At 73.7% G+C, this 26992-nt stretch carries 19 protein-coding genes; 16 read left to right on the forward strand and 3 right to left on the reverse strand.

What is annotated here, in order from left to right; genetic code table 11:
• The first annotated feature begins 427 nt into the window (after positions 1–427).
• From J5Y04_RS12030 to J5Y04_RS12075, 10 genes are all read left to right on the forward strand, one after another.
• A complete protein-coding gene (locus J5Y04_RS12030; protein ID WP_307853072.1) occupies positions 428–937 on the forward strand; it encodes a TraR/DksA family transcriptional regulator in 510 nt (169 codons plus the stop codon).
• 210 nt (positions 938–1147) lie between these two features.
• Positions 1148–1723, forward strand: coding sequence for a signal peptidase II (gene lspA / locus J5Y04_RS12035; RefSeq protein ID WP_374105997.1), 576 nt, complete (start codon positions 1148–1150; stop codon positions 1721–1723).
• Positions 1724–1795: 72 nt separating this feature from the next.
• Positions 1796–2734, forward strand: coding sequence for an RluA family pseudouridine synthase (locus tag J5Y04_RS12040; RefSeq protein ID WP_209411961.1), 939 nt, complete (start codon positions 1796–1798; stop codon positions 2732–2734).
• A gap of 27 nt (positions 2735–2761) precedes the next feature.
• Entirely contained in the window at positions 2762–3223 is a 462-nt protein-coding gene (locus J5Y04_RS12045) for a GNAT family N-acetyltransferase (protein ID WP_209411962.1), read from the forward strand.
• A gap of 363 nt (positions 3224–3586) precedes the next feature.
• The gene (locus J5Y04_RS12050; RefSeq protein WP_209411963.1) at positions 3587–4042 is read left to right on the forward strand and encodes a hypothetical protein; all 456 of its coding nucleotides are present in this window, start codon (positions 3587–3589) and stop codon (positions 4040–4042) included.
• Between the two features lie 162 nt (positions 4043–4204).
• Positions 4205–5989: a hypothetical protein gene (locus tag J5Y04_RS12055; RefSeq protein WP_209411964.1), complete on the forward strand. Its 1785-nt coding sequence runs from the start codon at positions 4205–4207 to the stop codon at positions 5987–5989.
• A 285-nt stretch (positions 5990–6274) separates the two neighbouring features.
• The gene (locus J5Y04_RS12060) at positions 6275–6808 is read left to right on the forward strand and encodes a hypothetical protein (protein ID WP_209411965.1); all 534 of its coding nucleotides are present in this window, start codon (positions 6275–6277) and stop codon (positions 6806–6808) included.
• Between the two features lie 2 nt (positions 6809–6810).
• Positions 6811–10239, forward strand: coding sequence for a hypothetical protein (locus J5Y04_RS12065; protein WP_209411966.1), 3429 nt, complete (start codon positions 6811–6813; stop codon positions 10237–10239).
• Positions 10240–10466: 227 nt separating this feature from the next.
• Positions 10467–13346 carry an alpha/beta fold hydrolase gene (locus J5Y04_RS12070; RefSeq protein ID WP_209411967.1) on the forward strand — a complete coding sequence of 960 codons (2880 nt, stop codon included), beginning with the start codon at positions 10467–10469 and terminating at the stop codon, positions 13344–13346.
• Complete coding sequence (locus J5Y04_RS12075; protein WP_209411968.1) at positions 13343–14200, forward strand: ABC transporter permease; 858 nt, start codon at positions 13343–13345, stop codon at positions 14198–14200. The genes J5Y04_RS12070 and J5Y04_RS12075 overlap by 4 nt, the downstream gene beginning before the upstream one ends.
• A gap of 40 nt (positions 14201–14240) precedes the next feature.
• On the opposite strand, the gene J5Y04_RS12080 is transcribed toward J5Y04_RS12075, so the two are convergent.
• On the reverse strand, positions 14241–15875 hold the full coding sequence (locus J5Y04_RS12080; RefSeq protein ID WP_209412111.1) for an alkaline phosphatase: 1635 nt from the start codon (positions 15873–15875) through the stop codon (positions 14241–14243).
• 151 nt (positions 15876–16026) lie between these two features.
• On the opposite strand from J5Y04_RS12080, the gene J5Y04_RS12085 reads away from it, so the two are divergent.
• The 3 genes from J5Y04_RS12085 (at position 16027) to J5Y04_RS12095 (ending at position 18797) form a co-directional block, all read left to right on the forward strand.
• Positions 16027–16656 carry a dienelactone hydrolase family protein gene (locus tag J5Y04_RS12085; protein ID WP_209412112.1) on the forward strand — a complete coding sequence of 210 codons (630 nt, stop codon included), beginning with the start codon at positions 16027–16029 and terminating at the stop codon, positions 16654–16656.
• Positions 16657–16757: 101 nt separating this feature from the next.
• On the forward strand, positions 16758–17474 hold the full coding sequence (locus J5Y04_RS12090; protein ID WP_209411969.1) for a DUF6193 family natural product biosynthesis protein: 717 nt from the start codon (positions 16758–16760) through the stop codon (positions 17472–17474).
• A gap of 108 nt (positions 17475–17582) precedes the next feature.
• On the forward strand, positions 17583–18797 hold the full coding sequence (locus J5Y04_RS12095; RefSeq protein WP_209411970.1) for a hypothetical protein: 1215 nt from the start codon (positions 17583–17585) through the stop codon (positions 18795–18797).
• 63 nt (positions 18798–18860) lie between these two features.
• Here the strand turns inward: J5Y04_RS12095 and J5Y04_RS12100 are convergent, their stop codons facing one another.
• The gene (locus J5Y04_RS12100; RefSeq protein ID WP_209411971.1) at positions 18861–20189 is read right to left on the reverse strand and encodes a DUF2252 domain-containing protein; all 1329 of its coding nucleotides are present in this window, start codon (positions 20187–20189) and stop codon (positions 18861–18863) included.
• A gap of 201 nt (positions 20190–20390) precedes the next feature.
• Between J5Y04_RS12100 and dnaE the strand changes: the two genes are divergently transcribed.
• Positions 20391–23924 (forward strand): DNA polymerase III subunit alpha, encoded by a 3534-nt coding sequence (gene dnaE, locus J5Y04_RS12105; RefSeq protein WP_209411972.1) that lies wholly within the window; start codon positions 20391–20393, stop codon positions 23922–23924.
• A 48-nt stretch (positions 23925–23972) separates the two neighbouring features.
• Here dnaE and J5Y04_RS12110 read toward each other — a convergent pair whose 3' ends face one another.
• Positions 23973–24860 carry a LysR family transcriptional regulator gene (locus tag J5Y04_RS12110; protein ID WP_209411973.1) on the reverse strand — a complete coding sequence of 296 codons (888 nt, stop codon included), beginning with the start codon at positions 24858–24860 and terminating at the stop codon, positions 23973–23975.
• A gap of 71 nt (positions 24861–24931) precedes the next feature.
• On the opposite strand from J5Y04_RS12110, the gene J5Y04_RS12115 reads away from it, so the two are divergent.
• Positions 24932–25831, forward strand: coding sequence for a dihydrodipicolinate synthase family protein (locus J5Y04_RS12115; RefSeq protein ID WP_209411974.1), 900 nt, complete (start codon positions 24932–24934; stop codon positions 25829–25831).
• A 109-nt stretch (positions 25832–25940) separates the two neighbouring features.
• Positions 25941–26987 carry an aspartate-semialdehyde dehydrogenase gene (locus tag J5Y04_RS12120; protein ID WP_209411975.1) on the forward strand — a complete coding sequence of 349 codons (1047 nt, stop codon included), beginning with the start codon at positions 25941–25943 and terminating at the stop codon, positions 26985–26987.
• Positions 26988–26992 lie beyond the last annotated feature (5 nt).

The raw sequence follows: 26992 nt of genomic DNA on the forward strand, positions 1-26992 counted from the left end.
ATCGGCCGCCGCAAGTCGGTTCTTCCCGTCGCGGGGCCCGCGTTCCGCCGGTGCCCCGCCCGTGCCCCGCCAGCGTGCCGACCGCCCCTTCGACCGCCGTCCGACCGTTCTGCGGCCGGTGCCGGAGCGGCTCGTCAGGGTGGTCGGCGAGGTGGTTAGGAGGGGGTGATCTGGGCACAACACTGGTCAGCGCGCGGGGCGGGGCGGCTGTGGCGGCTGCCTGGGTGGGATCATGATGAGGTGCCGGTATGTCATGTTGTGACCGGTTTTGATGGGGATTATCGTTCCGGCACTGGAGGCCGCCGGGAACCGGCGGCTCAATTCGTTCGTAAATGGGGTCGAAGCCATGGCTGAGAAGGCAACCGGCGCGGGTACCGCCACCAAGCGGGCACGCAAGGCCGTGGCAGGCGAACCAGGGGAGGGGACCGTGACCACTACCGCACGGCACAAGACCAGCAACGACACCACGCTCGTGGCCCCCGGCCGCACCCGCACCCCGGCCGCCGCCGCGGCCCGCGGCGGCGGTGCGGAATCGGTGGACCCGGCCGAGCTTCCGGTCCGCCCGGGCGAGGACCCGTGGACCTCCGAGGAGGTCCACGAGCTGCACGCCGAGCTGATCGGCGAACTGGAGCGGCTGCAGAACGAGATCGACGCCGCCGAGGCCGCCATCACCGGTCTGATGCGTGACTCCAACGACGGAGCCGGCGACGACCAGGTGGACGCCGGTACGAAGAACATCTCGCGGGAGAGCGAGCTGGCCCTCGCCAACAACGCCCGGGACAGCCTCGCCCAGACCGAGCACGCCCTGGTCAGGCTGGAGGGCGTCGGCTTTGGCATCTGCGAGTCCTGCGGCCAGGCCGTCGGAAAGGCCCGCCTCCAGGCCTTCCCCCGGGCGACGCTCTGCGTCCAGTGCAAGGCCAAGCAGGAACGCCGCTGACCGGGACGACGCGGGGGGTCGGGCTTGCCGTACGCTCGACCCCGTAACGTCGCCCGACCGGCCCGTCCCGGCGACCAGCGGCCCACTCTCCCCCCCCGCCTTCGACCGGGGGGACTCCCATCGGCAGCGGAGCGGATCATCAGTACGCAAGGTTCCCCCCAGACGCGGGACGAAGCCGTCCCCATCCCCGCGGAAGCCGTGGAGGAGGCCGTGGCCGAGCCCGGTGAGGTGACCGCCACCCCGGCGGAGCAGGAGACGCCCAGGGGCCGGCGCCGGATCGGCGTCCTGATGACCGTCGCGCTCGTCGCCTTCCTGATCGACCTGGGCACCAAGCTGCTGGTCGTCGCCAGGCTGGAGAACCACGCGGCGATCAAGGTGGTCGGCGACGTGGTGACCTTCCAGGTGATCCGCAACTCCGGGGCCGCCTTCGGCATGGGGCAGGCGCTGACCATCGTCTTCACGGTGATCGCCGCCTCCGTCATCGTGGTGATCTGGCGGATCGCCCGCCGGCTGTACAGCCTCCCGTGGGCGATCGCGCTCGGGCTGCTGCTCGGCGGCGCCCTGGGCAACCTCACCGACCGGCTGTTCCGGGCGCCGAGCGCCTTCCGCGGCCACGTGGTGGACTTCATCTCCGTCCAGCACTTCGCGGTCTTCAACCTCGCCGACTCGGCGATCGTCTGCGGCGGCATCCTCGTCGTCCTGCTCTCCTTCCGCGGCAGCAACCCGGACGGCACCGTCCACCAGCAGGCGGAGAAGAGCGGGAAGGCCGGCGGCCGGGGCGAGTAGGCCCGGCCGGGGGGAGCGCGGGCCGGGCCGCAGGGGCGAGGGGCGGCGTCCGCGTCCGGCATACTCGTACGGGTGAGTACCGCAGCGCAGATCCGCAGCCTCCCCGTTCCCGACGGCCTGGAGGGCGAGCGCCTCGACGCCGCCCTCGCCCGGATGTTCGGCTTCTCCCGGACGAAGGCCGCCGAACTGGCCGCCGACGGCAAGGTGACGCTCGACGGCGCCGTGGCCGGCAAGTCGGACCGGGTGACCGCCGGCTCCTGGCTGGAGGTCGAGATCCCCGCCCCCGCCGCGCCCGTGCAGATCGTCGCCGAGCACGTCGAGGGCATGCGCATCGTCCACGACGACGAGGACATCGTGCTCGTCGACAAGCCGGTCGGCGTCGCCGCGCACCCCAGCCCCGGCTGGACCGGCCCCACCGTGATCGGCGGCCTGGCCGCGGCCGGCTACCGCATCTCCACCTCGGGCGCCGCCGAGCGCCAGGGCATCGTGCACCGCCTCGACGTCGGCACCTCCGGCCTGATGGTGGTGGCGAAGTCGGAGCGCGCGTACACCGACCTCAAGCGGCAGTTCCACGACCGGGTGACCGAGAAGAAGTACCACACCCTCGTGCAGGGTCACCCGGACCCGATGAGCGGCACCGTCGACGCGCCGATCGGGCGCCACCCCAGCTCGGACTGGAAGTGGGCGGTCACCCGCGACGGCAAGGCGTCCGTCACCCACTACGACCTGATCGAGGCCTACCGGGCCGCCTCGCTGCTGGACATCAAGCTGGAGACCGGGCGCACCCACCAGATCCGGGTCCACATGTCCGCGCTGCGCCACCCCTGCGTGGGCGACCTCACCTACGGCGCCGACCCGACGCTGGCCAAGCGGCTCGGCCTGACCCGGCAGTGGCTGCACGCGGTCTCGCTGGGCTTCGAGCACCCGTCGGACGGCGAGTGGGTGCAGTTCGCCAGCGAGTACCCGGCGGACCTGCGCAAGGCGCTCGACATCATCGCTTCCGAGAGCTGAGAGAACCGGGGACGGGGGAGGACCAGGATGGGCACGGTCATCAGGGTGGCCGAGGGCGAGGCGGACCTCGCGCTGGTGCACGGCGTCCGGCGCGAGGTGTTCATCGTCGAGCAGGGGATCGCCGAGGAGGAGGAGTGGGACGACCTCGACCCGACCTCGGAGCACCTGCTGGCGGTCGGACCGGCGGGTGAGCCGCTCGGCACCGCCCGGCTGATCCACGGCGAGCAGGCGCTGAAGCTGACCGGCGGGATCGGGGGGCGGGTGCTGCTCGGGCGGCTCGCGGTCGTGAAGGCGGCGCGCGGGACGGGGCTGGGCGCCGACCTGGTGCGGGCGGTCGAGGCGGCCGGCCGGGACCGCGGTGCGCGCGATGTCGAGCTCCACGCGCAGGTGCAGGCCCTCGGGTTCTACGAGCGGCTCGGGTACGCGGCGGAGGGGCCGGTCTACGACGACGCGGGGATCCCGCACCGGACGATGACGCGGCTTCTCTAGGACTCCGGACGGTCCGCGCGGACGGTCGGCCGGTGCTCCGGACGCGGGCCGTTCGGGGATTCCCGGCGCCGACGGTCGGGAGCGGATGATGGGTGACGGCGGTGTGCCTCGATTCGAGGCACACCGCCGTTCGCGCGTCCGAAGGCCGGGGCGCTCCCGCCACGGACCGGCTCGCCGAGACCTGCGGTCGGCTGCGGAGCTGCTCGCCGCGGAGGCGGTGGAACCGCCTCGGCGTTGACCGGGCGCGTCGTGGAGCCGCCTGGGCGAGCTCCGCCCACAAACCGCTTATCGAGCGGTTACGCGCGTGAGGGATGGTCAGTCACCAGCGTCAGTGGTCCAGTCGAGATGGTGAGTGTGAGTCCGATGAGCAGCGGGTCGTTCCGGATCGATCTTGCGGAGGTCGAGGCGGCCGCCAGGAGGATCCGGGCCTTCGTCCAGGAACTGGAACCGCATGCCGCCAAGGTCGAGGCCGCCGCCCGGCGCGTCTCCCCGGCCTCCTACGGAACCGACCCGGTGGGCAGGGCGCTCGGAGGCGGTGGGACGGAGAGCGGCGGGCTGATCGAGTGCCAGGAGCAGGCGCTCCAGGGTGTGCGCCGCTACCTGCGGAACTCCGGCACGATGGCCGAGAACCTGCTGTTGATGTGCCGGCACTACCGCGAGGCCGAGGGCAGTCACGCGGCCGGTCTGAAGGAGCTTCTCGCGGGCTCCGCGGCGCCCCTCCCCGCAGTGCTGGAGGCCGCGCCCGACGGCCGTGGTCCGTCCACGTCGGCCCGGCCCGGGGCCTCCCCGGCGGGGGCTGCCGGTACCGCCGACGTCTGATCGTCCGCGGCTCCACGCGCCGGTTCCTCCACCCGACCGCCCGGTTCCTCCGCCGACTGTCCGTCGAGCCGCCCGCACACGCCCGGTTCGGCCGCTATGGCCGCTTCGGTCGGTTCGGCGGGTTTCCAGTCGCCCGGTTCGCCCGAGAAAGTGACCATTTTCATGATCGAGCTGCCCGCCGACCTGGCCGCGGTGCTCACGATAGTCAAGAGCAACGACAACGGGGCGGCGATAGCCTTCCCCGAAGCCGATGAGGACCAGCTCGCGGCGCTCGCCCGGGCGTGGGACGCCTGGAACACCGCGGCCGAGCCACGGGCGCGCGGCATCGTGGCGGCTGCGCAGCAGGCCGCGGCGCACATGTCGGGGGCGGCCGCCGACGGCTTCCGGCAGTACCTGGAGAAGTACGCCGGTCGCGACGACGCCCATGCCGTCACCGTGCTGGAGACCGGGCTCGCGATGGCCCGCTGTCTCCACGAGGCCGCCGGCACCGTCACCCGTACCAAGACGGCCATGGTGCAGCAGCTCAGGTCCACCAAGGAGTACCTCGACGGCAGTATGGCCGGAGCCGCGCCCGAGGCCGCCGCGCAGTCCGAGGGCGTGAAACTGACGGTGGACTCGTGCCGGCACCACGTCGGGCAGGCGAGCGCGGCCGTCGACTCGATGCTCCGTCAGGCCGCCGGTTCGGTGGAACGGATGGACAGTGCCGGACTGGCGTGCGCACTCGGGGGCGCCGGAGGTCCGGGCGGTGGCGCCGGGGGGCCCGATGCCGGTGCCCGCTGCGCGGGTGTCGGAGGGGGGACGGGCGGTGCGGCTCTGCCGGGTCTGAGCCTGGCCGGGTTCACCGGCCCTGTCGCGGGCACCGGTGCGCAGAGTGGGCTGTCCTCCGGTGGTGTCGGCGACCTCACCGGTGCGGGGGGCTGGTCCTCGGGCGCGCTCGGTGCGGCCGGTGCGCTCGGTTCGGGGGGTGCTGCGGGGAATGCCGGTGGCGTGGGCGGGCGCAAGGCCGCCGGCGGCGGCTCGGCGGGCCGGGCACGGGCGGGTGTCACGCCCTCCTTCGCGGGCGCGGGCCTCGGTATGCCGCCCGGTACGGCGTCGGCCGCCGCAGGGGCGGGCCGCCCGGTTGCCGGAACGGTCGGGCGCGGCGCGCCCGGGATGACGCGGCAGACGTTGGGTCCGGGTACGGCCGGTACCGGCGCGAGAGCGGGCGCGGCCGCCGGCGCCGGAGCGGGTGCCGCCGGACGGGGCCCCGGAACCGGTGGCATGCACGGCATGGGCCATGGCGGGGGCAGGAAGGGAACACCCGGCAAGCGCAGGCCCGGCCTGGTCGTCGCGCAGGCACCGGAGGAGGACGAGGCACTCGCCGACCCCGGCGTTCACGGCCGGCCCGCCGAGGCCCAGGCCGGCGACCGGCGGGCGCAGCGGGCGCACCGGCGGTGGCTGGACGGCGCCCGTACCGAGGCCGCCGAACAGCACCGGGCGGGATCCCCGCAGGCCGCGGCTGCGGGGGAGGAGCATCCGCCGGAGCCCGGAGGTGATCTCCTCACGCAGCTGACCAGCGTGGTGCTGGGACCCGACGCGGCGGGCGGGGGCCGGCCGGAGGCGGGGGCGGCGGGGACGGGTGGTGGTGCCGCCGGCGCGGACGGTGCTGCTGGGAGCCGGCCGTCCGTCAGGGCCGCGCACCCGGAGCAGGCCGGGGCGGCGGCCGGGCACGGCCAGGGCGCCGCGGGCACCGCGGGAGCGGTGCCGACCGGGCCGGACGCCGGGGGGAAGCCCGCACGGCTCCGGGAGGAGGGGGGCTATCAGGTGCCGAGCCCCCAGCTGCGTGCCGCCCTGGCGAAGCTGGCGGCCGCCGGGGAGTTCGACAGGCCCGCACCCGCCAGGGCGGCGCGGCAGCCGGCCGCCCAGGAGGAGAGCCCCGGCGGTGGCCGGCCCGGGAACAACGAGTAACGCGTGCTGTCGGCCGTCGGCCACCGCCCGCAGCAATTCCGCTGACAGGTCACCGGACCGGCAGCGGTACATCGGGGAGAAAGCGTCATGGAAGATCTGTTTCGTACGAAGGTGCATCGACCCGGCGAGGTGCGAACGCCGACGCCGGTCCCCGCGATGGGGGTCGAGACGGCGACGAGGGCGGCCGGTTCGCCCGGGTCCGGTTCGGCGACGACGGTTGCGGGTGGGCCGGCGACGCCGAGCTCGACGGCGACGGGTGCGGCGGGGCTTGCCACGGAGACGGCAGTGGTCGCCCGGCCGGCGGCGTCCCCGTCGCCGTCCCCGTCCCCGTCCGCGGACGCGGCTCCGGCGAAGGCGGCAGGGACGGGCTTCGATGTCCGCCCCGAGCAGTACCGGGCGGCGGTCTCCCCGATGCTCGCCGCCTCGGACCGGGTCTCCACCGCGTACCTCGCCCTTGACAGCTTCCTGACCAGCATGAACGCCACCCACCCCTGGGGAAACGACCACGCGGGGCACCAGTTCGCCGAGGGTGAGAAGGGCTACCTCGCGTACAGCTCCGGCACGCTCAAGGGCCTCAAGGGCCTCCCGGCCGCGCTGCGCCGGGTCGCGGAGGGTCTGAAGCGCATGGCGGAGAACTACGAGAACACCGAGCGGCGCGTCGTCGCCACCCTCACGGGCCGCAACGAGAACGTCGACACGTCCCGCCCCGTGGACCCGTTCCCGGCGGCGGCCGCGCCGCCGCAGGCGCCCGCACCCGTGACGCCGACCCTGCCCGCACCCCACGTCGGCCCGATGGCGCACACCGGCGGGAGGCGCTGACCATGGCCACCGAGCTTCCCGAACCCCTCCAGTGGGTCCTGCTGCTGCTGTCCGGTACGCGCTGGCCCGAGGCCGACGAGGACAACCTGCGGAACATGGCCGGGCACTGGCGCACCATGGCCCAGACCCTCAACGATGTCGAGGAGTCCGCCGACGCGGCCGTCAAGCGCGCGCTGACCGGGCAGGTCGGCGTGGCTGCCACCGGACTGTCCCAGTACTGGGACAAGTTCACCGTCGGCCAGGGCGAGGACCAGCCCGGCGCTCTCCCCGGCCTCGCCAAGGCCTGCGAAGGCATGGGCGACATGCTGGAGTCGATGGCCAACTCCGCAGAGACGGCGAAGATCCAGATCATCGCCCAGCTGGGGATTCTCGCGGTCGAGATCGCCACGGCCGAGGTGGAGGCGCCGTTCACCGCGGGCCTGTCACTGGCCCAGATCCCGGTCATGGTCGGCATCAGCCGGACGGCCGTCCAGCAGATCCTGAAGAAGCTCGCCATGGAGGCGATGAAGTTCGCCGCCAAGCAGGCGGTCCAGATGGCGGCCATCAACCTGCTCGCCCAGAGCATCCAGGTCCTGGAGGGGCACCGCAAGGGCCTCGACCTGAAGGAGCTCGGCGACAACGCGGTGGGCGGCGCGGTGGCGGGCGCCTCGGGCAACCTGCTGGGCAAGGGCATCGGCGCGGCCGGCTCGAAGCTGGGCCTCGGCAAGGCCATGGGGACGGTCCCCGGCAAGATGGTGACGGCAGGCGCGGCCGGCGTCGGGGCGGACGTCGTCACCCAGGCCGTGACCACCGGGACGGTGGACAGTCACAGCCTGCTCGGTTCCGGCCTGAGCGGAGCGAGCGCCGCCGGGCTGCATGCCGCGGGCGCCGCGGTCAACGAGCACTTCAGAGCACCGACGGTGGACGTGCCGCACAGCGGGGTCCCGGGCGCCGGGGGGTCGGAGATCCCCGCCGGGGCGCACGTTCCCGAGCACTCGCCGACGACGGTCCCGGGCGACCCGGCCGGGGCGGCGAGCACAGCGGGCACCGGCGGCAGCCGTGGTCTGCCGGCGGCGTCCGAGCACGTGGCCGCGGCGGAGGCGCCCGCGGCGGCCGCTCACGGCGCACCGGCGGGCGGCACGCACGAGGGCGTGCCCACGGGCGGCCAGCACCCGGCGGCGGAGCCGGCCGGAGGCGCGGCCCATTCGGCGCAGCACCCGGCGGCGGACGGTGCGGGCACCGCGCAGTCCCAGCCCCATGCGGCGGCTCCGGCGGCGGAGCACGGCACCACGGGCGGCGGCACGCCGTCGCAGGGCCCCGGTCATGGTGTTGAGGGCGGCACGCCCGGGCACGGCCCGGCGGCCGCGGCGGAGGGAGGGGCCCCCGGGCACGCCGAGGGCTCGCCCGCCCATGGCGGTGGCACGCACACGGCGGTCACGGAGGCCGCGGCGCCGACGGCCGCGGGCTCGCACCCACCGGTGTCCGAGGGGACGCCGGTGCAGCACGTCGGTCCCGCCTCGACGCACGAGCCGGCGCCCGCGGCGGCCACCGTTCCCCACGAGGGCACGGCCACGCCCACGGCGAGCCACGCCCCTTCCCTGCCGCCGCTGCACGAGGGCGGCGTGGTCGGCGCGCCGACCACGGCGGCGCACGAGACTCCGCTGCCGGCCCTCGGCAGCCATCACGGGCCGGAGGTGCCGCAGTTGCATCTGCCGCCGGAGGGGGTGGCGGGTCCGGTGCATCCGGTGGGGGAGGGTCCCCTGTCGATGCGGCACGGGCCGGAGGTGCCGGAGCTGCATCTGCCGCCGGAGGGGGTGGCGGGTCCGGTGCATCCGGTGGGGGAGGGTCCCCTGTCGATGCGGCACGCGCCGGAGGTGCCCGAGCTGAACCTGTTGCACACCGAGGCCGCGGTCCACACCGCACCGGAGGCGCTGGTCCGTCCGCTCGGGTCCGGGGCCGACGAGATCCGGCTCGCGCCGGGCCCGGCCGAAGGGGCGCCGCTCGGCGCCGGTCGGCCGGTGGGCCTGTCGGACCTCCACGGGACGCCGGTCCTGCACGGCAGCGCCACCGCGCCCGTCGCCGGTACGTCGGCCTCGGCGGCCGCGCATCCCTCCGCGCACCTGGGCGGTCCGGGCGTTCACGTCCCGCCGCTCCCGGCGGAGTTCCGTACCGGCCCGGTCCGTCCCGCGGGGGAGCCGCACCTTCCGGGGGTCCGCACCGAGCCGGTGCCCGGTCGGGGCGAGGCGGTCCGGCCGGGCCGCTCACTGCACGAGCATCCGGCGGGGATGACCGCCCTGGCCTTCCCGCTCCAGCCGTCCGCGACGCAGAAGGCGCTCCACAAGGTGCGCACGCTGTTGCGGCCGACCGCTGAGCCGGGGGGCATTCAGAACATGATGTACGCCCTGCCGCACGCGAGCCCCGGGGGCAAGTACCTCCACCCGGAGACGCTGAGTGGGGCACCCGTCGACGCGGTCCACTTCAACCAGCACACGAAGACGCTGAAGAGCCGTCTCGACCCGACGACACTCAACGACCTCTCACCGCTCGCGTTCAACGGGATCAAGGACCTCGCCGCCGATCCCGTCGCACGCTGGGCCCCCGAGAAGATGGTCGCGAAGACCCAGGAGCGGGTCGAGGCGATGGCACGCATGGATTACCGGACCGCAGACTACTGGGCGGCCCAGGACGCCCGTCGTGAGCAGCTCGACTCCATGGTGGCGGCCAACACCCTTCGCCAGCCCCCGGGGCTACCCGAGCATGCCGTGGCCCGCGTGGACTCGGTGCTGCGGGACGCTCCGGACGCCATCACCGCCGCCGGCCGGATTCTTCAGGACCACCCGGGGATCGTCCTGGGTGAGAAGCACGGGGAGCCGCAGAGTTTCGACTTCCTGAAGAACAACATGGCCGCCCTCCGGGAGGCGGGGGTCCGGACGATCTATCTGGAGGCGCTGCGCGGCGACTCCTTCCAGTCCCACGTGGACACCCATTTGCGGGCTCCGGCGAACGCGGAGATGCCGCCACTGCTGGACGCGATGGTCTCGCGCTACGAAAGCAGCCACGGCCAGGGCCTGCGGGCGACGATCGAGAACGCCAAGGCCGAAGGAATCGGAATCCGGGCGGTCGACGGGCACCCCGCACGCCGTGAGGGGGACGGACCCTGGGTGCTCTACGACCGTGCCGCCCGGTTCAACACCTACGTGGCCGACGCCGTCGGACTGGGTCAGGCCGGATCCGACGGGAAGTTCGTGCTGCTGGTCGGCAAGGCGCACGTCGGCCTGCACGACGCTCCGACCATGCCCGACCCGGCCAACCCGGACCAGGTCATCACCCCGCCCCCCGAGCACAGGATCCACTCGGAGCTGCCGGCACCCGGCCTCTCCCAGTTGCTGGACGTACCCGGGCTGGAGGTGAAGAACACACCCGAGGGCGAGCACTCCCTGCACCGGCTCTAGCCGCGAGCGGCCGCCGGTGGTACCGACCTCCCGGCGGCCGGCGATTCGTCTCTCCCCACCCCTGACCGCCCGGTCGTGCGCGCCTCTCCCCGCGCGCGGCCGGGCTCCCGGCTGCCGGCGCGCCGGTCCGCTCCTCGCCGGGGTGCAGGCGAGCGAGGCCGCCGGGCGCTCGTCGCGCAAGGTGCCTTATCAGGCCCCTACTCGACGGGCCGATACGATCGCTGCCCATGAGGCTCGCAGGAGCAGGGCGCCGCTGGCGCGAGAGGTTGACGACCCGCAGGCTGCCGGCGGCCGTCCTCGCACTGGTGGTGCTCGCCGGGGCCGGCACATGGACGGTGGCCGCTGCGGACGGCGGGCAGCCGGTCCGGCAGGAGGACCGTTTCCTCGCCATGCCGGAGACCCCCGGCAGCGACCGGCAGGTCCAGCTGGACACCTCCTTCTTCACCACCGGGACGAGCCCGCGCCCGGCCGTCCTGCTCGGCCACGGCTTCGGCGGATCCAAGGAGGGCGAGCGCGACCGCGCCCGGGAGCTGGCCCGGCAGGGCTACGCGGTGCTGACCTGGTCGGCGCGCGGCTTCGGGCACTCCGGCGGCAGGATCGGCCTCAACGCGCCCGACCGCGAGGTGCAGGACGTCAGGCACCTGGTCGACTGGCTGGCCCAGCGGCCGGAGGTGCAGCTGGACGGGCCCGGCGACCCGCGGGTGGGCATCACCGGCGCCTCCTACGGCGGCGCGGTGGCCCTGCTCGGCTCCGCGTACGACAGCCGGATCGACGCGGTGGCCAGCCAGATCACCTGGTGGAACCTGGCCGACGCGCTGTTCCCGCAGGGGGTGCAGGGCTCGGGCGCGGTGGACGGGGTGTTCAAGCGGCTCTGGGCCGGGATCTTCTTCACCACCGGATCGGCGGCCCCCGGTTCACCGGGCGGCCTCGGTCCGTCCGGCGGCGCGCCGCGCGCGACGGCGGGGGCCACCGCCGGGCCGGTCGACGGGACGGTCGGCTGCGGGCGGTTCCTGGACGAGCTCTGCCGGATGTACGACCGGGTCGCGACCGCCGGGCACGCCGACCCGGAGGCCGTCGCGCTGCTGGAGCGCTCCAGCCCGTCCTCGGTCGCGGACCGGCTCAAGGCGCCCACCCTGGTCGTCCAGGGCCAGCAGGACTCGCTGTTCCCGCTCGACCAGGGCGACGCGATCGCCCGCGCGGTCGCGGCCAACGGCGCCCCGGTGGCGGTCGACTGGTTCGCCGGCGGGCACGACGGCGGCACCGACACCAGCGCCCGGGTCGACGACCGGGTGGGCGCCTGGTTCGACCACTACCTGAAGAACCCCGGCCTGAAGAACCCCGGCCCGAAGAACCCCGGCCCGAAGAACCCCGGCCCGGAGCACCCGGGGAACGGCACCGGACCGGCGTTCCGGGTCACCCGCACCGGCGGCGTCGACTCCACCGGCTTCCAGGCCGTGCTGCGCGGCGCCTCCGCCGACGCCTACCCGGGCCTCGGCGGCACGGGCTCGCGCACCGTCGAGCTGAACGGCGGCACGGCCGGCGCCGAACAGACCTTCGCCAACCCGCCCGGCGGCGCCCCGCCGAACATCTCCGCCCTGCCCGGCATCGGCGCGCTCAGCCAGGCCGCCGCCCTGGGCGCCGGGCTCTCGCTGGACTTCCCCGGGCAGTACGCCACCTTCGACAGTGCGCCGCTGGACGGCCCCCTGCACCTGACCGGACAGCCCACCGTGCCGGTCCGGGTGCAGGCCGACAAGCCGGACGCGGTGCTCTTCGCCAAGCTCTACGACGTCGCCCCGGACGGCAAGCAGAGCCTGCCGCAGCAGCTCGCCGCCCCGCTCCGGGTGACCGGCGCCGACGCGGCCGGCGGCAGGACCGTCACGGTGGCGCTGCCCGCCGTCGACCACACCTTCTCCGCCGGGCACCGCCTGCGGCTGGTACTGGCCTCGACCGACCTGGCGTACGCCTCGCCCGCCGAGCCCGCCACCTACCGTGCGGCCGCCGCCGGGGCGCTCACCGTGCCGACCGTCGACGGGCTGGTCACCGAGGCGGCGCCGCTGCCCGCCCGGACCTGGGTCCTGCCGCTGGTCGCCGTCGCCGTCGCGGCCGCACTGCTCCTGCTGCCGCGGCTGCGCCGGCGCGGCCGGGTGGCCCGCGGACCGGCGTACGACCCGGCGCTGGCCGGGGTGCCGTTGCAGATCACCGGCCTGAGCAAGCGCTACAAGGGGTCCGCCGACCGCTACGCCGTCCGGGAGCTGGGCTTCCGGCTGGAGCAGGGCCAGGTGCTCGGCCTGCTCGGGCCCAACGGCGCGGGCAAGACCACCACGCTGCGGATGCTGATGGGCCTGATCCGGCCCGACGAGGGCGAGATCCGGATCTTCGGCCACCTGGTGCGCCCGGGCACGCCGGTGCTCTCCCGGGTCGGCGCCTTCGTCGAGGGGGCCGGGTTCCTGCCGCACCTCAGCGGCCGGGCCAACCTGCGGCTCTACTGGCAGGCCACCGGCCGCCCGGAGGCCGACGCCCACCTGGAGGAGGCGCTGGCCATCGCCGGGCTCGGCGAGGCGCTGGACCGGGCGGTGCGCACCTACTCACAGGGCATGCGGCAGCGCCTCGCGATCGCCCAGGCCATGCTCGGGCTGCCGGACCTGCTGATCCTGGACGAGCCGACCAACGGGCTGGACCCGCCGCAGATCCGCGAGATGCGCGAGGTGATGATCCGGTACGCGGCCGCCGGGCGGACCGTCATCGTCTCCAGCCACCTGCTCTCGGAGGTGGAGCAGAGCTGCACCGACCTGGTGGTGATGGACCGCGGCCGGCTGGTCACCGCCGGAGCCGTCGCCGAGATCGTCGGCGCGGGCGAGCTGCTGCTGGTCGGCACCCCGGCCTCGTACGGGCCCCAGGAGCTGGCGGCGGCCGCCGACAAGGCGCAGGCGCTGGACGGGGTCGGCTCGGTCGAGCCGGTCGAGGGCGGGCTGCTGGTGAGGCTGGACGGCATGACGGCCAGCCGGCTGCTGGCCGAGCTGGTGCGCCTCGGCGTGCCGGTGGAACGGGCCGGTCCGCACCGCCGCCTGGAGGACGCGTTCCTGTCACTGATCGGAGGCCCGGCATGAGTGCCGTCGTTTCACCGGACCACGCCGCCGGGTACCGGGCGGGCCGGACGCTGCCGCTGCGGGTCGAGGCGATGCGCCAGCTGCGGCGCCGCCGGACCATGGTGATCGGCGGGGTGCTGGCGGCGCTGCCGTTCGTCATCCTGGCCGCGTTCCAGATCGGTGGCACGCCCGGCCGGGCCGACCGGACCACCTTCATCGAGCTGGCCACCGCCTCGGGGCCCAACTTCGCGACCACCATGCTCTTCATGGGCACCGGCTTCCTGCTGGTGATCCCGGTCGCGCTGTTCTGCGGTGACACGGTGGCCTCGGAGGCGAGCTGGTCCTCGCTGCGCTACCTGCTGGCGGCGCCGGTGCCCCGGGCCCGGCTGCTGGCCCGCAAGTTCGCGGTGGGGCTGGCGTTCTCGGCCGCCGCCGTGGTGCTGCTGCCGGCGATCGGGCTGCTGGTGGGCACCGCCGCGTACGGGTGGGGGGACCTGAAGCTGCCGGCCGGGGTGAGCCTGTCGGCGGGGGAGGCGCTGCCGAGGCTGGCGATCGCGGTGGCGTACGTCTTCCTGGCCGAGGTGGTGATCGCGGCGCTGGCGTTCTGGCTCTCGACCGCCACCGACGCCCCGCTCGGCGCGGTCGGCGGGGCGGTGTTCGCCTCGATCGTCACCGGGGTGCTGGACGCCGTCACCGCACTCGGCGGCCTGCGCGAGTGGCTTCCCGCGCACTGGCAGTACGCCTGGGCGGACGCCCTGCAGCCGCAGCTGGAGTGGGGCGGCATGGTGCAGGGCGTCTCGCTGTCGCTCTCGTACGCGGTGGTGCTGCTGGCGCTGGCGTTCCGCGGGTTCGCCCGCAAGGACGTGGTGTCCTGAGGGGTGCGCCCGCGCGGGCGCACCCCTCAGGGCCGGCGGCTCACTTGACGGGGGAGTAGACCCGCTCGATCTGCTGGGTGCCGGACTTGGTGCGGTAGGAGCGCGTCCACGAGGAGGTGGCGTCCTTGCGGGTCCGGTCCGAGAGCACGTAGTAGTCCATCTGCGTCTGGCCCGGGGTGATGTCCAGGACGCCGTAGCCGTGCGAGTCCAGGTCGACCCACTTGATGTGGCGGTTGCCCGCCTTGATCGCGGCGGCGGCGGCCAGCGAGACGGTCTGCGGAGCCACCTTGAGGATGTCGTCGATGTTGTCCGAGGTGACCGAGGTGACCACGAACTCGGTGGCGGCGCTGCCGGAGAGCGGGTACGTGGCGGCCTCGTTCGGGACGTCCGCGGCCCAGGCGGAGTGGATGTCGCCGGTGAGGAAGACGGTGTTGGTGATGCCGTTCGACGTGAGGTGGCCGAGCAGCTCGCGGCGGTCGTGGGTGTAGCCGTCCCACTGGTCGGTGTTGACGGCCAGGCCCTCGCCGGGCAGGCCGAGCAGCTTGGCCAGCGGCCGCAGGATGTAGTCGGGCAGCGAGAAGAAGGCGACCGGCGAGATCATCACCTCGTTGCCGATCAGCCGCCATGTGGTGTCGGAGGCGCTGAGACCGGCCTTCAGCCAGTCCATCTGGGCCCGGCCGGTGATGGTGCGGTCGGCCGAGTCGACGTCGCCGTTGCCGACCTTGACCTGCTGGGAGCGGAACGAGCGCTGGTCCATCAGGTGCAGGTCGGCCAGCTTGCCGTAGCGCAGGCGGCGGTAGGTGGTGCCGGCGACGGACGGGCGGACCGGCATCCACTCGAAGTAGGCCTGCTTGGCGGCGGCCATGCGGTCGGCCCAGTCGCCCTCGGTGCCCGGGGTGTGGTTCTCGGCGCCGCCGGACCAGGCGTCGTTGGCGAACTCGTGGTCGTCCCAGATCGCGATCGTCGGGATCTGCGCGTGCAGCGTCTGGAGGTCCTCGTCGGTCTTGTAACGGCCGTGCCGGGTACGGTAGTCGGCCAGGTTGAGGATCTCGTGCGCCGGGGCGTGCGGGCGCACCACGGTGCCGCGGGCGCAGAACTCGCCGCTCTTGTACTCGTAGATGTAGTCGCCGAGGAAGAGGAAGGCGTCGAGGTCGCCGCGGGCCGCGAGGTGGCGGTAGGCGGAGAAGTAGCCGGCCTCCCAGTTGGCGCAGGAGGCCACGCCGAAGCGGAGGCGGTCGAGGGCGGCGTCGGTGGCCGGGGTGGTGTGGGTGCGGCCGACGGGGGAGACGGTGGCGCCGGCGGTGAAGCGGTACCAGAAGGTGGTGTCCGCGGTCAGGCCGCGGACGTCGGCCTTGACGGTGTGGTCGGAGGCTGCGGTGGCGGTCACCGTGCCGCTGGCCGCGATCCGGGTGAAGGCCTTGTCGGTGGCCAGCTCCCAACGCACCTCGGTGTCGGGGCCGGTGGCGGAGCCGGGGACGGCCTCGGGGGTCGGGGTGACCCGGGTCCAGAGCAGGATGCCGTCGGGGAGGGGGTCGCCGGAGGCGACGCCGTGGAGGAACTGCGGGGCGGTCGCGGCCTCGGCCGCGGTGCCGAGGGCCAGCGGCACGGCGGCGGCACCGGCCACGATGGCGGTGGCCTTCAGCACCTGGCGGCGGCGCGGGCGGGCGGCGGTCATGTCATCGACAAGGTCAGTCACGGCCGACAGGCTACCGGTCGGTAATGGTCCGTTCCATACGTTGAACTGACTGTTTGTCGCCGATTCACCGCGACGTGACGTCCCGCCACCGGCTCGGCCGCACGCGGCCACCCCGCGGCCATGCGCGATGATGGTGAACGATCCGCCCTCTGTCGCAAGGAAGTTCCCCGTGGCCCAGATCCTGCTTCTGCACTCCGTGTACGGCCTGCGCCCCGCCGTCCACGCCGCCGCCGACCGGCTGCGCGCCGCCGGGCACACCGTGCACACCCCCGACCTGTTCGAGGGCCGCACCTTCGACGACGTCGAGGAGGGCATGGCGTACAAGGAGGAGCTCGGCAGCGACGAACTGCTGCGCCGGGCCGTGGGTGCGGCCGCCCCGCTGCTCGGCTCGGGCGACGCGCTCGTCTACGCGGGCTTCTCGCTCGGCGGCTCGCTCGCGCAGAACCTCGCCCTGGCCGACGAGAAGGCGCTCGGCCTGCTGCTCCTGCACGGCACCTCCGACATCCGCGAGGACGCGGCCACCTCCATCCCCGTCCAGCTGCACATCGCCGAGCCGGACCCGTTCGAGCCCGAGGACTGGCTGAACGCCTGGTACCTGGGGATGCGGCGGGCCGGCGCCGACATCGAGATCCACCGCTACCGGGGCGCCGGGCACGTCTACACCGACCCGGAGCTGCCCGACTACGACGCCGAGGCGGCGGAGCAGACCTGGGCGGTGGCGCTGGACTTCCTGGCCGAGCTGGACGAGCAGGAGGGCTGAGGGCCGCGGTGGCCCGACAGCCGGGGGCGCCGCCGGGCGGCGTCCCGCGCGGATCCTCGGGTTCCGGGACGGTCGCCGCGGGGGCTGGGCAGACTGGGGGCATGGCGAACTCTTCGGTGGGGCTTGGTGGGGACGAGGACGAGGACGAGGACGCGGTGCCGCTGGCGGCGTTGCTGAGGCGCACGGCGGAGGAGCTCGGGGTCGGGCTGCCGGAGCCGGCGGGGGCGTGGGAGCGGATCGTCGAGTTCAAGGACGACGAGACCGGTCGGCGGGTGGTCGTGTACCCGCCACGGTCGGGCCACCCCTACCAGGCGCGTTTCAACGGCCACGGCGCCCCGCTGGCCGGCGGGCTGACCGGGGACGTGGCCGAGGTGGTCGGCGCGACGGCGGCGTGGATGGGGGGCGCGGGCCTGGAGGCGACCGCGGCGGCCGCGCCGTTCGTGCGGTTCCGGGAGTGGGCCCTCGCCCAGGAGCGGGCGCCGCTCGACCCGGTCGAGCTGATGTGGATGATCAAGCTGGACCGCGTCCACCTGCCGCCCTACGACCGGCACCCCCGCCCCCACGCGTTGCTGGCGGCCGCGTACGCCCAGCCGGTGCTCCGGCGGCTGATGCCGGTCAACAGCCACTTCAACCTCTGGTTCTCCACCGGCGTCGAGACGCCGTGGAAGGCGAAGGTCGGGGGCACGGTCGACCCGAACCACGAGGGCCGGTACGCCGTGTGGCACGACGGGGAGCCCGTCGCGTGCTTCGACACCGCGGAGGAGGCCGTCGCCCTCGTGGTGGCGCGCCTGCCGGAGGGCACCGGCCCCGCGCGCTGACCGGCGGCGCTTACGCAGGCCGGCCCGGCGCGGCACCGGACGCCGCCCCCGGACCTGTCCCCGGCCCCCGGGGCCCGTGCGTGCCGGGGGCTGGGGGACGATGGAGCCGTGGCAGAGCGGAGATACGAGCACGCGCCGGCGCACACCCTGCCCGGGCTGTTGCAGCGGGGGCGGGGGCTGGGCGCGCGGATGGCGGCGGAGGACCCGGCGGCGGCCGCCGGGCTGGTGTACGGGTGCCTGCGGTGGGACTGGCGGTGGGACCGGCAGACGGACGACCGGCACCTGTACCTGGCCAGGCTGCTGCGGGACCTGGAGCTGCCGCTCGGGCCCGTGATCGAGCTGCTGGCCCACGGCGAGGACGCCTGCGAGCGGGCCGCCCGGGTGCTGGAGCTGCTGGCCCTCGACGGCTCGGTGGAGGCCCGGGAGGCCCTGCGGGCCCACGTCCGGGAGGGCGAGCACTGGGCGGCCGTGCTGGAGTCCGTGGCCGGGGCCTGGCCGGTGGAGTGGTGGGACGACCTCGCGGGCCCGGCGCGGGAGCGGCTGAAGGGGCACCCGGAGGACCGGTGGGGTGAACCGTGGGACCGCTGGGGCTCCGCCGCGCCGCGGCCCGGGCGCGCGGTGGGCTTGCGGGACCCGATGCCGGAGGTGGCGAGCGCGCGACTGCTGGAGCTGCTCGCCGATCCGGCCGCGCCGGAGAACCGCAAGGTGACCGCGCTCGGCGCACTGGCCGCCCGGGCGCCGGAGCCGGGCCTCGTCCCGCTGGTGCCGTCGCTGGGGGCGGCGGACGGTGCGCTCGCACTGCCGCGGCTGCCCGCCGTGGTTCGCGGGCTCGGGGCGCCGGCCGTGCCCGCCGCCCGGGAGTGGGCGGGCACCGGGAAGCCGTGGCTGGTCGCGCTCGGGTGCCAGGTGCTGGCCGAGCACGGGGAGGCCGAGGACGTTCCCATGCTGGTGGCCGCTCTGGAGCGGGACTGGGTGGCGCGCACCTGGGCCGGGCCGATGTACACGGCGCGCGGGCTGGCCCGGTTCGGGCCCGGGGCGGCGGAGGCGGTGTCGCTGCTGCGGCGGTTCTGGCTGTGGACGCCGCACTCCTACGAGCGGGCGGCCTACCTGGAGGCGTTGGCGGAGATCGGCCCGGCGGGGCTGGAGTCGGTCCACGTGGAGTGCCTCTGGGACTGCGAGGAGGACGCCCGGCTGCTCGGGGTGGCGCACGCTCCGGACCGGCCCGAGGTGCGGGAGCGGCTGGCCTACCTGCGGGACGACCCGATGGAGGAGGCCGGGGTCAGGGCCGCCGCCGGGGAGCGGCTGGCGGCCCTGACCCCCTGAGCCCGTCGGGCCTGAGCCCGTCGGGCGAGCCCTACAGGCCGGGACCCGTCAGGCCGGTGGGCCCTACAGGCCGGGGATCCGGCCGTTGCGGTAGAGGTCCACGAACAGCTGGTGGTCGGCGCGGGCCCGGGCCCCGTACGCGTGCGCGAAGTCGACCAGCATCCGGGTGAACCCGGCCTCGTCGCGCGCGATCGCCTCGTGGATGGCGTGCTCGGTGGAGAACGGCACCAGGGTGTGGCCGCTGGAGGACTCGTCGGCCGCCGCGTGCATGGTGGCGGTGGCCCGGCCGAGGTACTCGGTGACGGCGAGCAGGTCGGACAGCTCGTTGAGGTCCGTCCAGTCGAGGTCGGTGGCGTACGGGGAGACCTCGGCGACCAGCTGGCCGCGGCCGTGCAGGGTGGTGTACCCGAGCCACGGGTCGCTGTGCGCCTGGAGGGCGCGCTGGGAGATGACCGTGCGGTGGCCCTCGTGCTCGAAGTAGCCGGCGATCGCCGGGTCGGTGACGTGACGCGACACGGCAGGGGTCTGGCCCTGCTTCATGTAGATGATCACGTCGTTCTCGAGGGCGTCGGTGTGGCCCTCCAGCAGCAGGTTGTACGAGGGCAGACCCGCCGAGCCGATGCCGATGCCCCGGCGGCCGACCACGTCCTTGACCTTGAGCGACTCCGGGCGGGTCCGGGAGGCCGGCGGCAGGGTGGCCAGGTAGGCGTCGAAGGCGGCCAGCACCTCGGCCTTGGTGGGCTCGTCGAGCTCGATCGCGCCGCCGCCGAGGCGGAAGCGGCGGTCGTAGCCCTCGACGACGGTGTCGCCGTCGAGGAGCGCGACCCGAGTCTGGAGGCGGGCCTCGCGCAGGGTCTCCAGGACCGGGCCGGTGGCGGTGTCAAGGGTGTACGGATCGGCGTCGCCGGAGGTGACGTGGGCGGCGATGCGCGACCGGTACGCGTCGGCGAAGGCGGTGACCAGCTGGGTGATCGTCCCGTCGGAGAGCGCCTTGGCGTAGCCGATCAGGGCGAGCGAGGCGGCCAGGCGCTGGACGTCCCAGGTGAAGGCGCCGACGTAGGCCTCGTCGAAGTCGTTGACGTTGAAGACCAGGCGGCCCTCGGAGTTCAGGTAGGTGCCGAAGTTCTCCGCGTGCAGGTCGCCGTGGATCCAGACCCGGCTGGTGCGCTCGTCCAGGAACGGCGTCCCGTAGGCGTCGAAGGGCGAGGAGGTGAGGTCCGCGTAGTAGAGCCCGGCGGTGCCCCGGTAGAAGGCGAAGGCGGAGGCGGCCATCTTCCGGAACTTGACCCGGAAGGCCGCCGGATCCTTGGCGAGCAGGTCGCCGAAGGCCGTGTCGAAGACGCCGAGTATGGTCTCGGCGCGGTCGGTGGCGGTGGGCTGCGGGAGGGGCATGAAGGGCGTCCTCTTGGAGCGGGTGGAGGGCCTGGCTCGAAGCGATCCGGGCTTGGGCGAAGGCTAGAGTAGGACCGTGAACGTGTGAGAGCGGGTCCGGGCCCCTGGTGAGGCGGCTCGGACCTCATATGTTTCCAGGGCCCTTCGTGACCTGCGCGTTCGCCGGCCAGCCAGACAGCACGAGCCTCCGGAGGCCCCGCCTTGAGCGACCAGCCGTACGCGCACCTGCACGTCCACACCGAGTACTCGATGCTGGACGGTGCCGCCCGGCTGAAGCAGTTGTTCAAGGAGGTCGAACGGCTGGGCCAGACCCATGTCGCGATGACCGACCACGGCAACATGTACGGCGCCGCCGAGTTCCACAAGCAGGCCACCGCCGCGGGCATCACCCCGGTGATCGGCATCGAGGCGTACGTCGCGCCGGAGTCCCGCTCCAACACCAAGCGCATCCTCTGGGGCCAGCCGCACCAGAAGAAGGACGACGTCTCCGCGTCCGGCGCCTACACCCACAAGACCATCTGGGCCCGGAACAAGGAGGGCCTGCACAACCTCTTCAAGCTGACCTCGCGCTCCTACGCCGAGGGCTGGCTGGTGAAGTGGCCCCGGATGGACAAGGAGATCATCTCCGAGCACGCGGCCGGCCTGATGGCCACCACCGGCTGCCCCTCCGGCGAGGTGCAGACCCGGCTCCGGCTCGGCCAGTTCGACGAGGCGCTGCGGTCCGCCGCCGACTACCAGGAGATCTTCGGCAAGGAGAACTACTTCCTGGAGCTGATGGACCACGGCCTCGACATCGAGAAGCGGGTCCGCGACGGGCTGATCGAGATCGGCCGGAAGCTGGACATCCCGCCGGTGGTCACCAACGACTCGCACTACACCACCGAGTCCGACGCCGGCGCCCACGACCTGCTGCTCTGCGTGCAGACCGGCAAGAACCTCTCCGACCCGGACCGCTTCCGCTTCGACGGCACCGGCTACTACATCAAGTCGGCCGCCGAGATGTACGCGCTGGACTCCTCGGACGCCTGGCAGGAGGGCTGCCGTAACAGCCAACTGCTGGTGGCGCAGCGGGTCGACACCACCGGCATGTTCGAGTTCAAGAACCTGATGCCGCGCTTCCCGATCCCGGAGGGCTACGAGTCCGAGGCGGACTTCTTCAGGGCCCAGGTGTGGAAGGGCATGGACTGGCGCTTCCCGAACGGGTACGACGACGAGCACAGGAAGCTCGCCGAGTACGAGATGGACACCATCATCCAGATGGGGTTCCCGGCGTACTTCCTCGTGGTCGCCGACTTCATCATGTGGGCGAAGAGCCAGGGCATCGCGGTGGGCCCCGGACGTGGTTCGGCGGCCGGCTCGCTGGTCGCGTACGCGATGGGCATCACCGACCTCGACCCCATCCCGCACGGCCTGATCTTCGAGCGCTTCCTCAACCCCGAGCGCATCTCCATGCCCGACGTCGACATCGACTTCGACGAGCGCCGGCGCGGTGACGTGATCCGGTACGTGACGGAGAAGTGGGGCTCCGACAAGGTCGCCATGATCGTCACGTACGGCACCATCAAGGCGAAGGCCGCCATCAAGGACTCCTCCCGCGTCCTCGGCTACCCGTACGCGATGGGCGACCGGATCACCAAGGCGATGCCGCCGGACGTCATGGGCAAGGGCATCCCGCTCTCCGGCATCACCGACTCCTCGCACCCGCGCTACGGCGAGGCCGGCGAGATCCGCGGGCTCTACGAGAACGACCCGGACGTCCGCAAGGTGATCGACACCGCCCGCGGCATCGAGGGCCTGATCCGCCAGCCCGGCGTGCACGCGGCCGGCGTCATCATGTCCGCCGAGCCGCTGACCGACCACATCCCGGTGTGGACCCGGCACACCGACGGCGTCACCATCACGCAGTTCGACTACCCCACCTGCGAGGGCCTCGGCCTTCTCAAGATGGACTTCCTCGGCCTGCGCAACCTGACGATCATGGACGACGCCGTCAAGGCGATCGAGCGGAACAAGGGCGTCAAGATCAACCTCCTTGATCTGCCCCTCGACGACAAGCCCACCTACGAACTGCTCGCCCGCGGCGACACGCTCGGCGTCTTCCAGCTCGACGGCGGGCCGATGCGCTCGCTGCTGCGCCTGATGAAGCCCGACAACTTCGAGGACATCTCCGCCGTCCTCGCGCTGTACCGGCCGGGCCCGATGGGCGTCAACTCGCACACCAACTACGCGCTGCGCAAGAACGGCCAGCAGGAGATCACCCCGATCCACCCGGAGCTGGAGAAGCCCCTGGAGGAGATCCTCAAGCCGACCTACGGCCTGATCGTCTACCAGGAGCAGGTGCAGAAGGCCGCGCAGATCCTGGCCGGCTACTCGCTCGGCCAGGCCGACCTGCTGCGCCGGGCCATGGGCAAGAAGAAGAAGGAGATCCTGGAGGCCGAGTTCGTCCCGTTCCAGAAGGGCTGCCGGGAGCACGGCTACTCGGACGCGGCGATCCAGGCGGTGTGGGACGTGCTCGTCCCCTTCTCCGGCTACGCGTTCAACAAGGCGCACACCGCCGGGTACGGGCTGGTCTCGTACTGGACGGCCTACCTCAAGGCCAACTACCCGGCCGAGTACATGTCCGGTCTGCTCACCTCCGTGAAGGACGACAAGGACAAGTCGGCGGTCTACCTCAACGAGTGCCGCAAGATGGGCATCCAGGTGCTGCCGCCGGACGTCAACGAGTCGGACTCCGACTTCACCCCGCACGGCGACGAGCTGGTGCGGTTCGGCCTCACCGCCATCCGCAACGTCGGCGGGCCGGTGGTGGAGTCGATGATCCGCACCCGGAAGTCCAAGGGGAGGTTCGGCTCCTTCCCGGACTTCCTGGAGAAGGTGGAGTCGGTGGTCTGCAACAAGCGGACCGTCGAATCCCTCATCAAGGCGGGCGCGTTCGACTCGCTCGGGCACACCCGCAAGGGCCTCACCGCGCAGTTCGAGCCGATGATCGACAACGTCGTCGGGGTCAAGCGCAAGGAGGCCGAAGGCCAGTTCGACCTCTTCGGTGGCGACGCGGTCAGCGACGAGCCGAGCTTCGGGCTGGACGTCGTCTTCTCCGAGGAGGAGTGGGACAAGTCCTTCCTGCTCACCCAGGAACGGGAGATGCTCGGCCTCTACGTCTCCTCGCACCCGCTGCACGGCATCGAGCACCTCCTCGCCGACAAGGCGGACTGCGCGGTGGCCGACCTCGCGGAGCGGCCGGACGGCTCGATCGTCACCATCGGCGGCATCATCTCGGGCCTCCAGCGGAAGATGACCAAGCAGGGCAACGCCTGGGCGATCGCCACCGTCGAGGACCTGGCCGGCTCGATCGACTGCATGTTCTTCCCGGCCAGCTACCAGCTCGTCTCCTCCCAACTCGTCGAGGACTCCGTGGTGTTCGTCCGCGGCAAGCTGGACAAGCGGGAGGACGTGCCGCGGCTGATGGGCATGGAGCTGGCCATCCCGGACCTGACCAACGTCGCCGCCCAGCTGCCGATCACCCTCACCATCGCCGAGAGCCGGCTCAACCCGGCGGTGGTGACCCGGCTCGGTGAGGTGCTGGCCCACCACAAGGGGACCACCGAGGTGCACGTCCACCTCCGGCGCGGTGACAGCACCACCGTGCTGCGGCTGGACCGGCACCGGGTGAAGTCCGACCCGGCGCTGTTCGGGGACCTCAAGCAGCTGCTCGGGCCGAGCTGCCTGGCGGGCTGAGACCGCCCGCGGCGGCGGGTCGTCGACGGCTACGCCGGGCCCCGACGGCTACGACCCGCCGCCGAGGCCCGGCGGCACCGCGGTATGGAGGGCCGAGACGAACGCCGAGATCGCCGGGTGGGAGCCCGCGCCCGCGCGGAAGGCGGCCCGGGTGCGGCGGTACATCGGCAGGCGGGTGAGGACGACGCCGGGCGGTGGCTGCGCGGTGCCCAGGTGGGGGACCAGCGCCACGCCCTGGCCGGCCGCGACCAGGGCGAGCACGGTGGCGAAGTCGTCGATCTGGTGCCGGATGCGCGGTGCGAACCCGGCGCTCTCGCAGGCCCGGACGGCCATGCTGTGGCAGAGCGTGCCCGGCGGCGCCATGATCCACGGCGCCGAGCGCTGCGCGGCGATCGTGCCCGCGCCGAGCGCCGCCAGGTACATCGGCTCGGTGAAGACCGGGCGGGTCACCGCCAGGCCGGGCTCCGGGTCGGCCGGCACCAGGTCGTACTCGTGCACCAGCGCCACGTCGAGCTCGCCCGCGCGCAGCGCCGCGGCGACGGCGGCCGGGTCCACCTCCGTCACCATCGGCTCCAGGCCGGGGTGCCAGCCGGCCAGTTCGGCGAGGAGGGCGGGGAGGATCGCCCGGGCCGCCGAGGGGTAGGTGCCGATCCGCAGCGGCCCGGCCAACCCCTGCCGCGCATGGGCGAGTTCGGCGTCCGCCTGCTCCAGGCGCTCCAGCACGGCCTCGGCGTGGCGGACCAGGCCCAGCCCGGCCGGCGTCAGCGCGACCCGCCGGCCGGTGCGCTCCAGCAGCGGGACGCCGGCCTCCTTCTCCAGGACGGACAGCTGCTGGGATACCGCCGAAGGGCTGAACGAGAGCGCCTCGGCGACGGCGGCGATGGTGCCGAGGTGGGCGAGTTCGCGCAGCAGGCGCAGGCGTCGGACGTCGAGCATCGGCCCAGCTTACGAGAAGCCTCGGAAATGTGAACTGGACCTGCGGGATCGGCGCCCGCAGGATCGGAGCCATGGAACACACCACTCTCAAGGGCATCTACGTCCCGCTGGTCACTCCCTTCGCCGCTGACGGCTCGGTGGCCCTGGACGCGCTGGAGAAGCTGGCCGCCTCGCTGCTGGACGACGGCGCGGCCGGACTGGTGGCGCTCGGCACCACCGGCGAGCCGGCCACGCTGAGCGCGGACGAGCGGCGTGCGGTGACCGAGGTCTGCGCGGCCGTCTGCGCCGAGCGCGGCGGGCGGCTGGTGGTCGGCGCGGGCGGGCCGGGCACCCGGGCCGCCGCCGAGGAGCTCGCCGGGCTGCGCGAACGGGTACCGGGGGTGGCGGCCGCACTGGTCACCGTGCCCTCCTTCGTGCGGGCGGGCGAGGCCGGTACGGTCGCGCACTTCCGGGCGCTGGCCGAGGCGAGCCCGGTGCCGCTGATCGTCTACCACATCCCGTACCGCACCGGGCAGCCGCTCTCCGCCGCCGCGATGCTGGAGCTGGCCGCCGTCCCCGGCGTGGCGGGCGTCAAGTACGCGACCGGCGGGCTGGACCAGGACGCGGTGGAGCTGCTCGCCGCCCGGCCCGCGGGCTTCGCCGTCCTGACCGGCGAGGACGTCTTCCTCGCGCCGATGCTGGCGCTGGGCGCCGCCGGCGGCATCCTGGCCTCCGCCCACCTGGCCACCGCGCGGTTCGTCGAGCTGGCCGACGCCTGGGAGGCCGGGGACGCCGGGCGGGCCCGCGCGCTGGGCCACCGGCTCGCCGCCCTGGCGGCCGCCGCCTTCGCCGCGCCGAACCCCGCCGTCGTCAAGGGCGTGCTGCACGCCCAGGGCCGGATCCCCACCCCGGACGTCCGGCTGCCGCTGCTGCCGGCCGGCCCGGCGGAGGTGGCCGCGGCACTGGAACTGGCGAGTGGTCTCGACCGGTAGACGAGGCACGGCCTCTCACACCGTGGAATACCAGGCCGCCCCTCCCGCGTGACAAGGCATGATGGGCGGAGTGCGGCTGTGACCAGCAACATCAAGAGGAGTAGTCGGAATGAAGATCGGCATTGTGGGGGCCACCGGTCAGGTCGGCGGCGTGGTCCGCGAGATCCTGGCGGAGCGCGCAGACCTCCCCGGCGGGGTGGGCCCGGTCGAGCAGCTGCGGCTGTTCGCCTCCGCCCGTTCGGCCGGGCGCACGCTGCCCTGGCAGGGCACCGAGATCACCGTCGAGGACGCCGCCACGGCCGACTACTCCGGCCTGGACATCGTGATCTTCTCGGCCGGCGGCGCCACCTCCAAGGCCCTCGCCCCGAAGGCCGCCGCGGCCGGCGCCGTCGTGATCGACAACTCCTCCGCCTGGCGCCGCGACCCCGAGGTCCCGCTGGTCGTCTCCGAGGTCAACCCGCAGGCGATCGCCGACCGTCCCAAGGGCATCATCGCCAACCCGAACTGCACCACCATGGCCGCCATGCCGGTGCTGCGCCCGCTGCACGACGAGGCCGGCCTCGCCGCGCTGGTCGTCTCCACCTACCAGGCCGTCTCCGGCAGCGGCGTCGCCGGCGTGGCCGAGCTCCAGGACCAGGCCGCCAAGGTCGTGGACGGCGCCTCCGCGCTCGCCCACGACGGCTCCGCGGTGGAGTTCCCCGAGCCCAAGGTCTACAAGCGCCCGATCGCCTTCAACGTGCTGCCGCTGGCCGGCTCCATCGTCGAGGACGGCTCCAACGAGACCGACGAGGAGCAGAAGCTCCGCCACGAGAGCCGCAAGATCCTCGGCATCCCCGGGCTGAAGGTGGCCGGCACCTGCGTGCGCGTCCCGGTCTTCTCCGGCCACTCGCTCCAGATCAACGCCCGCTTCGAGCGCCCGATCAGCCCCGAGCGCGCGGTCGAGCTGCTCTCCGGCGCCCCCGGCGTCGAGCTGAGCGACATCCCCACCCCGCTCCAGGCCGCCGGCCGGGACCCGAGCTACGTCGGCCGCATCCGGGCGGACGAGACGGTCGAGAACGGCCTGTCGCTGTTCGTCTCCAACGACAACCTGCGCAAGGGCGCCGCGCTCAACGCCGTCCAGCTGGCCGAGCTGGTCGCCGCGGAGCTGAAGGGCTGACACCC

The sequence above is a fragment of the Kitasatospora sp. RG8 genome, from assembly GCF_017813315.1.
In the GTDB taxonomy this organism is placed as follows: domain Bacteria; phylum Actinomycetota; class Actinomycetes; order Streptomycetales; family Streptomycetaceae; genus Kitasatospora.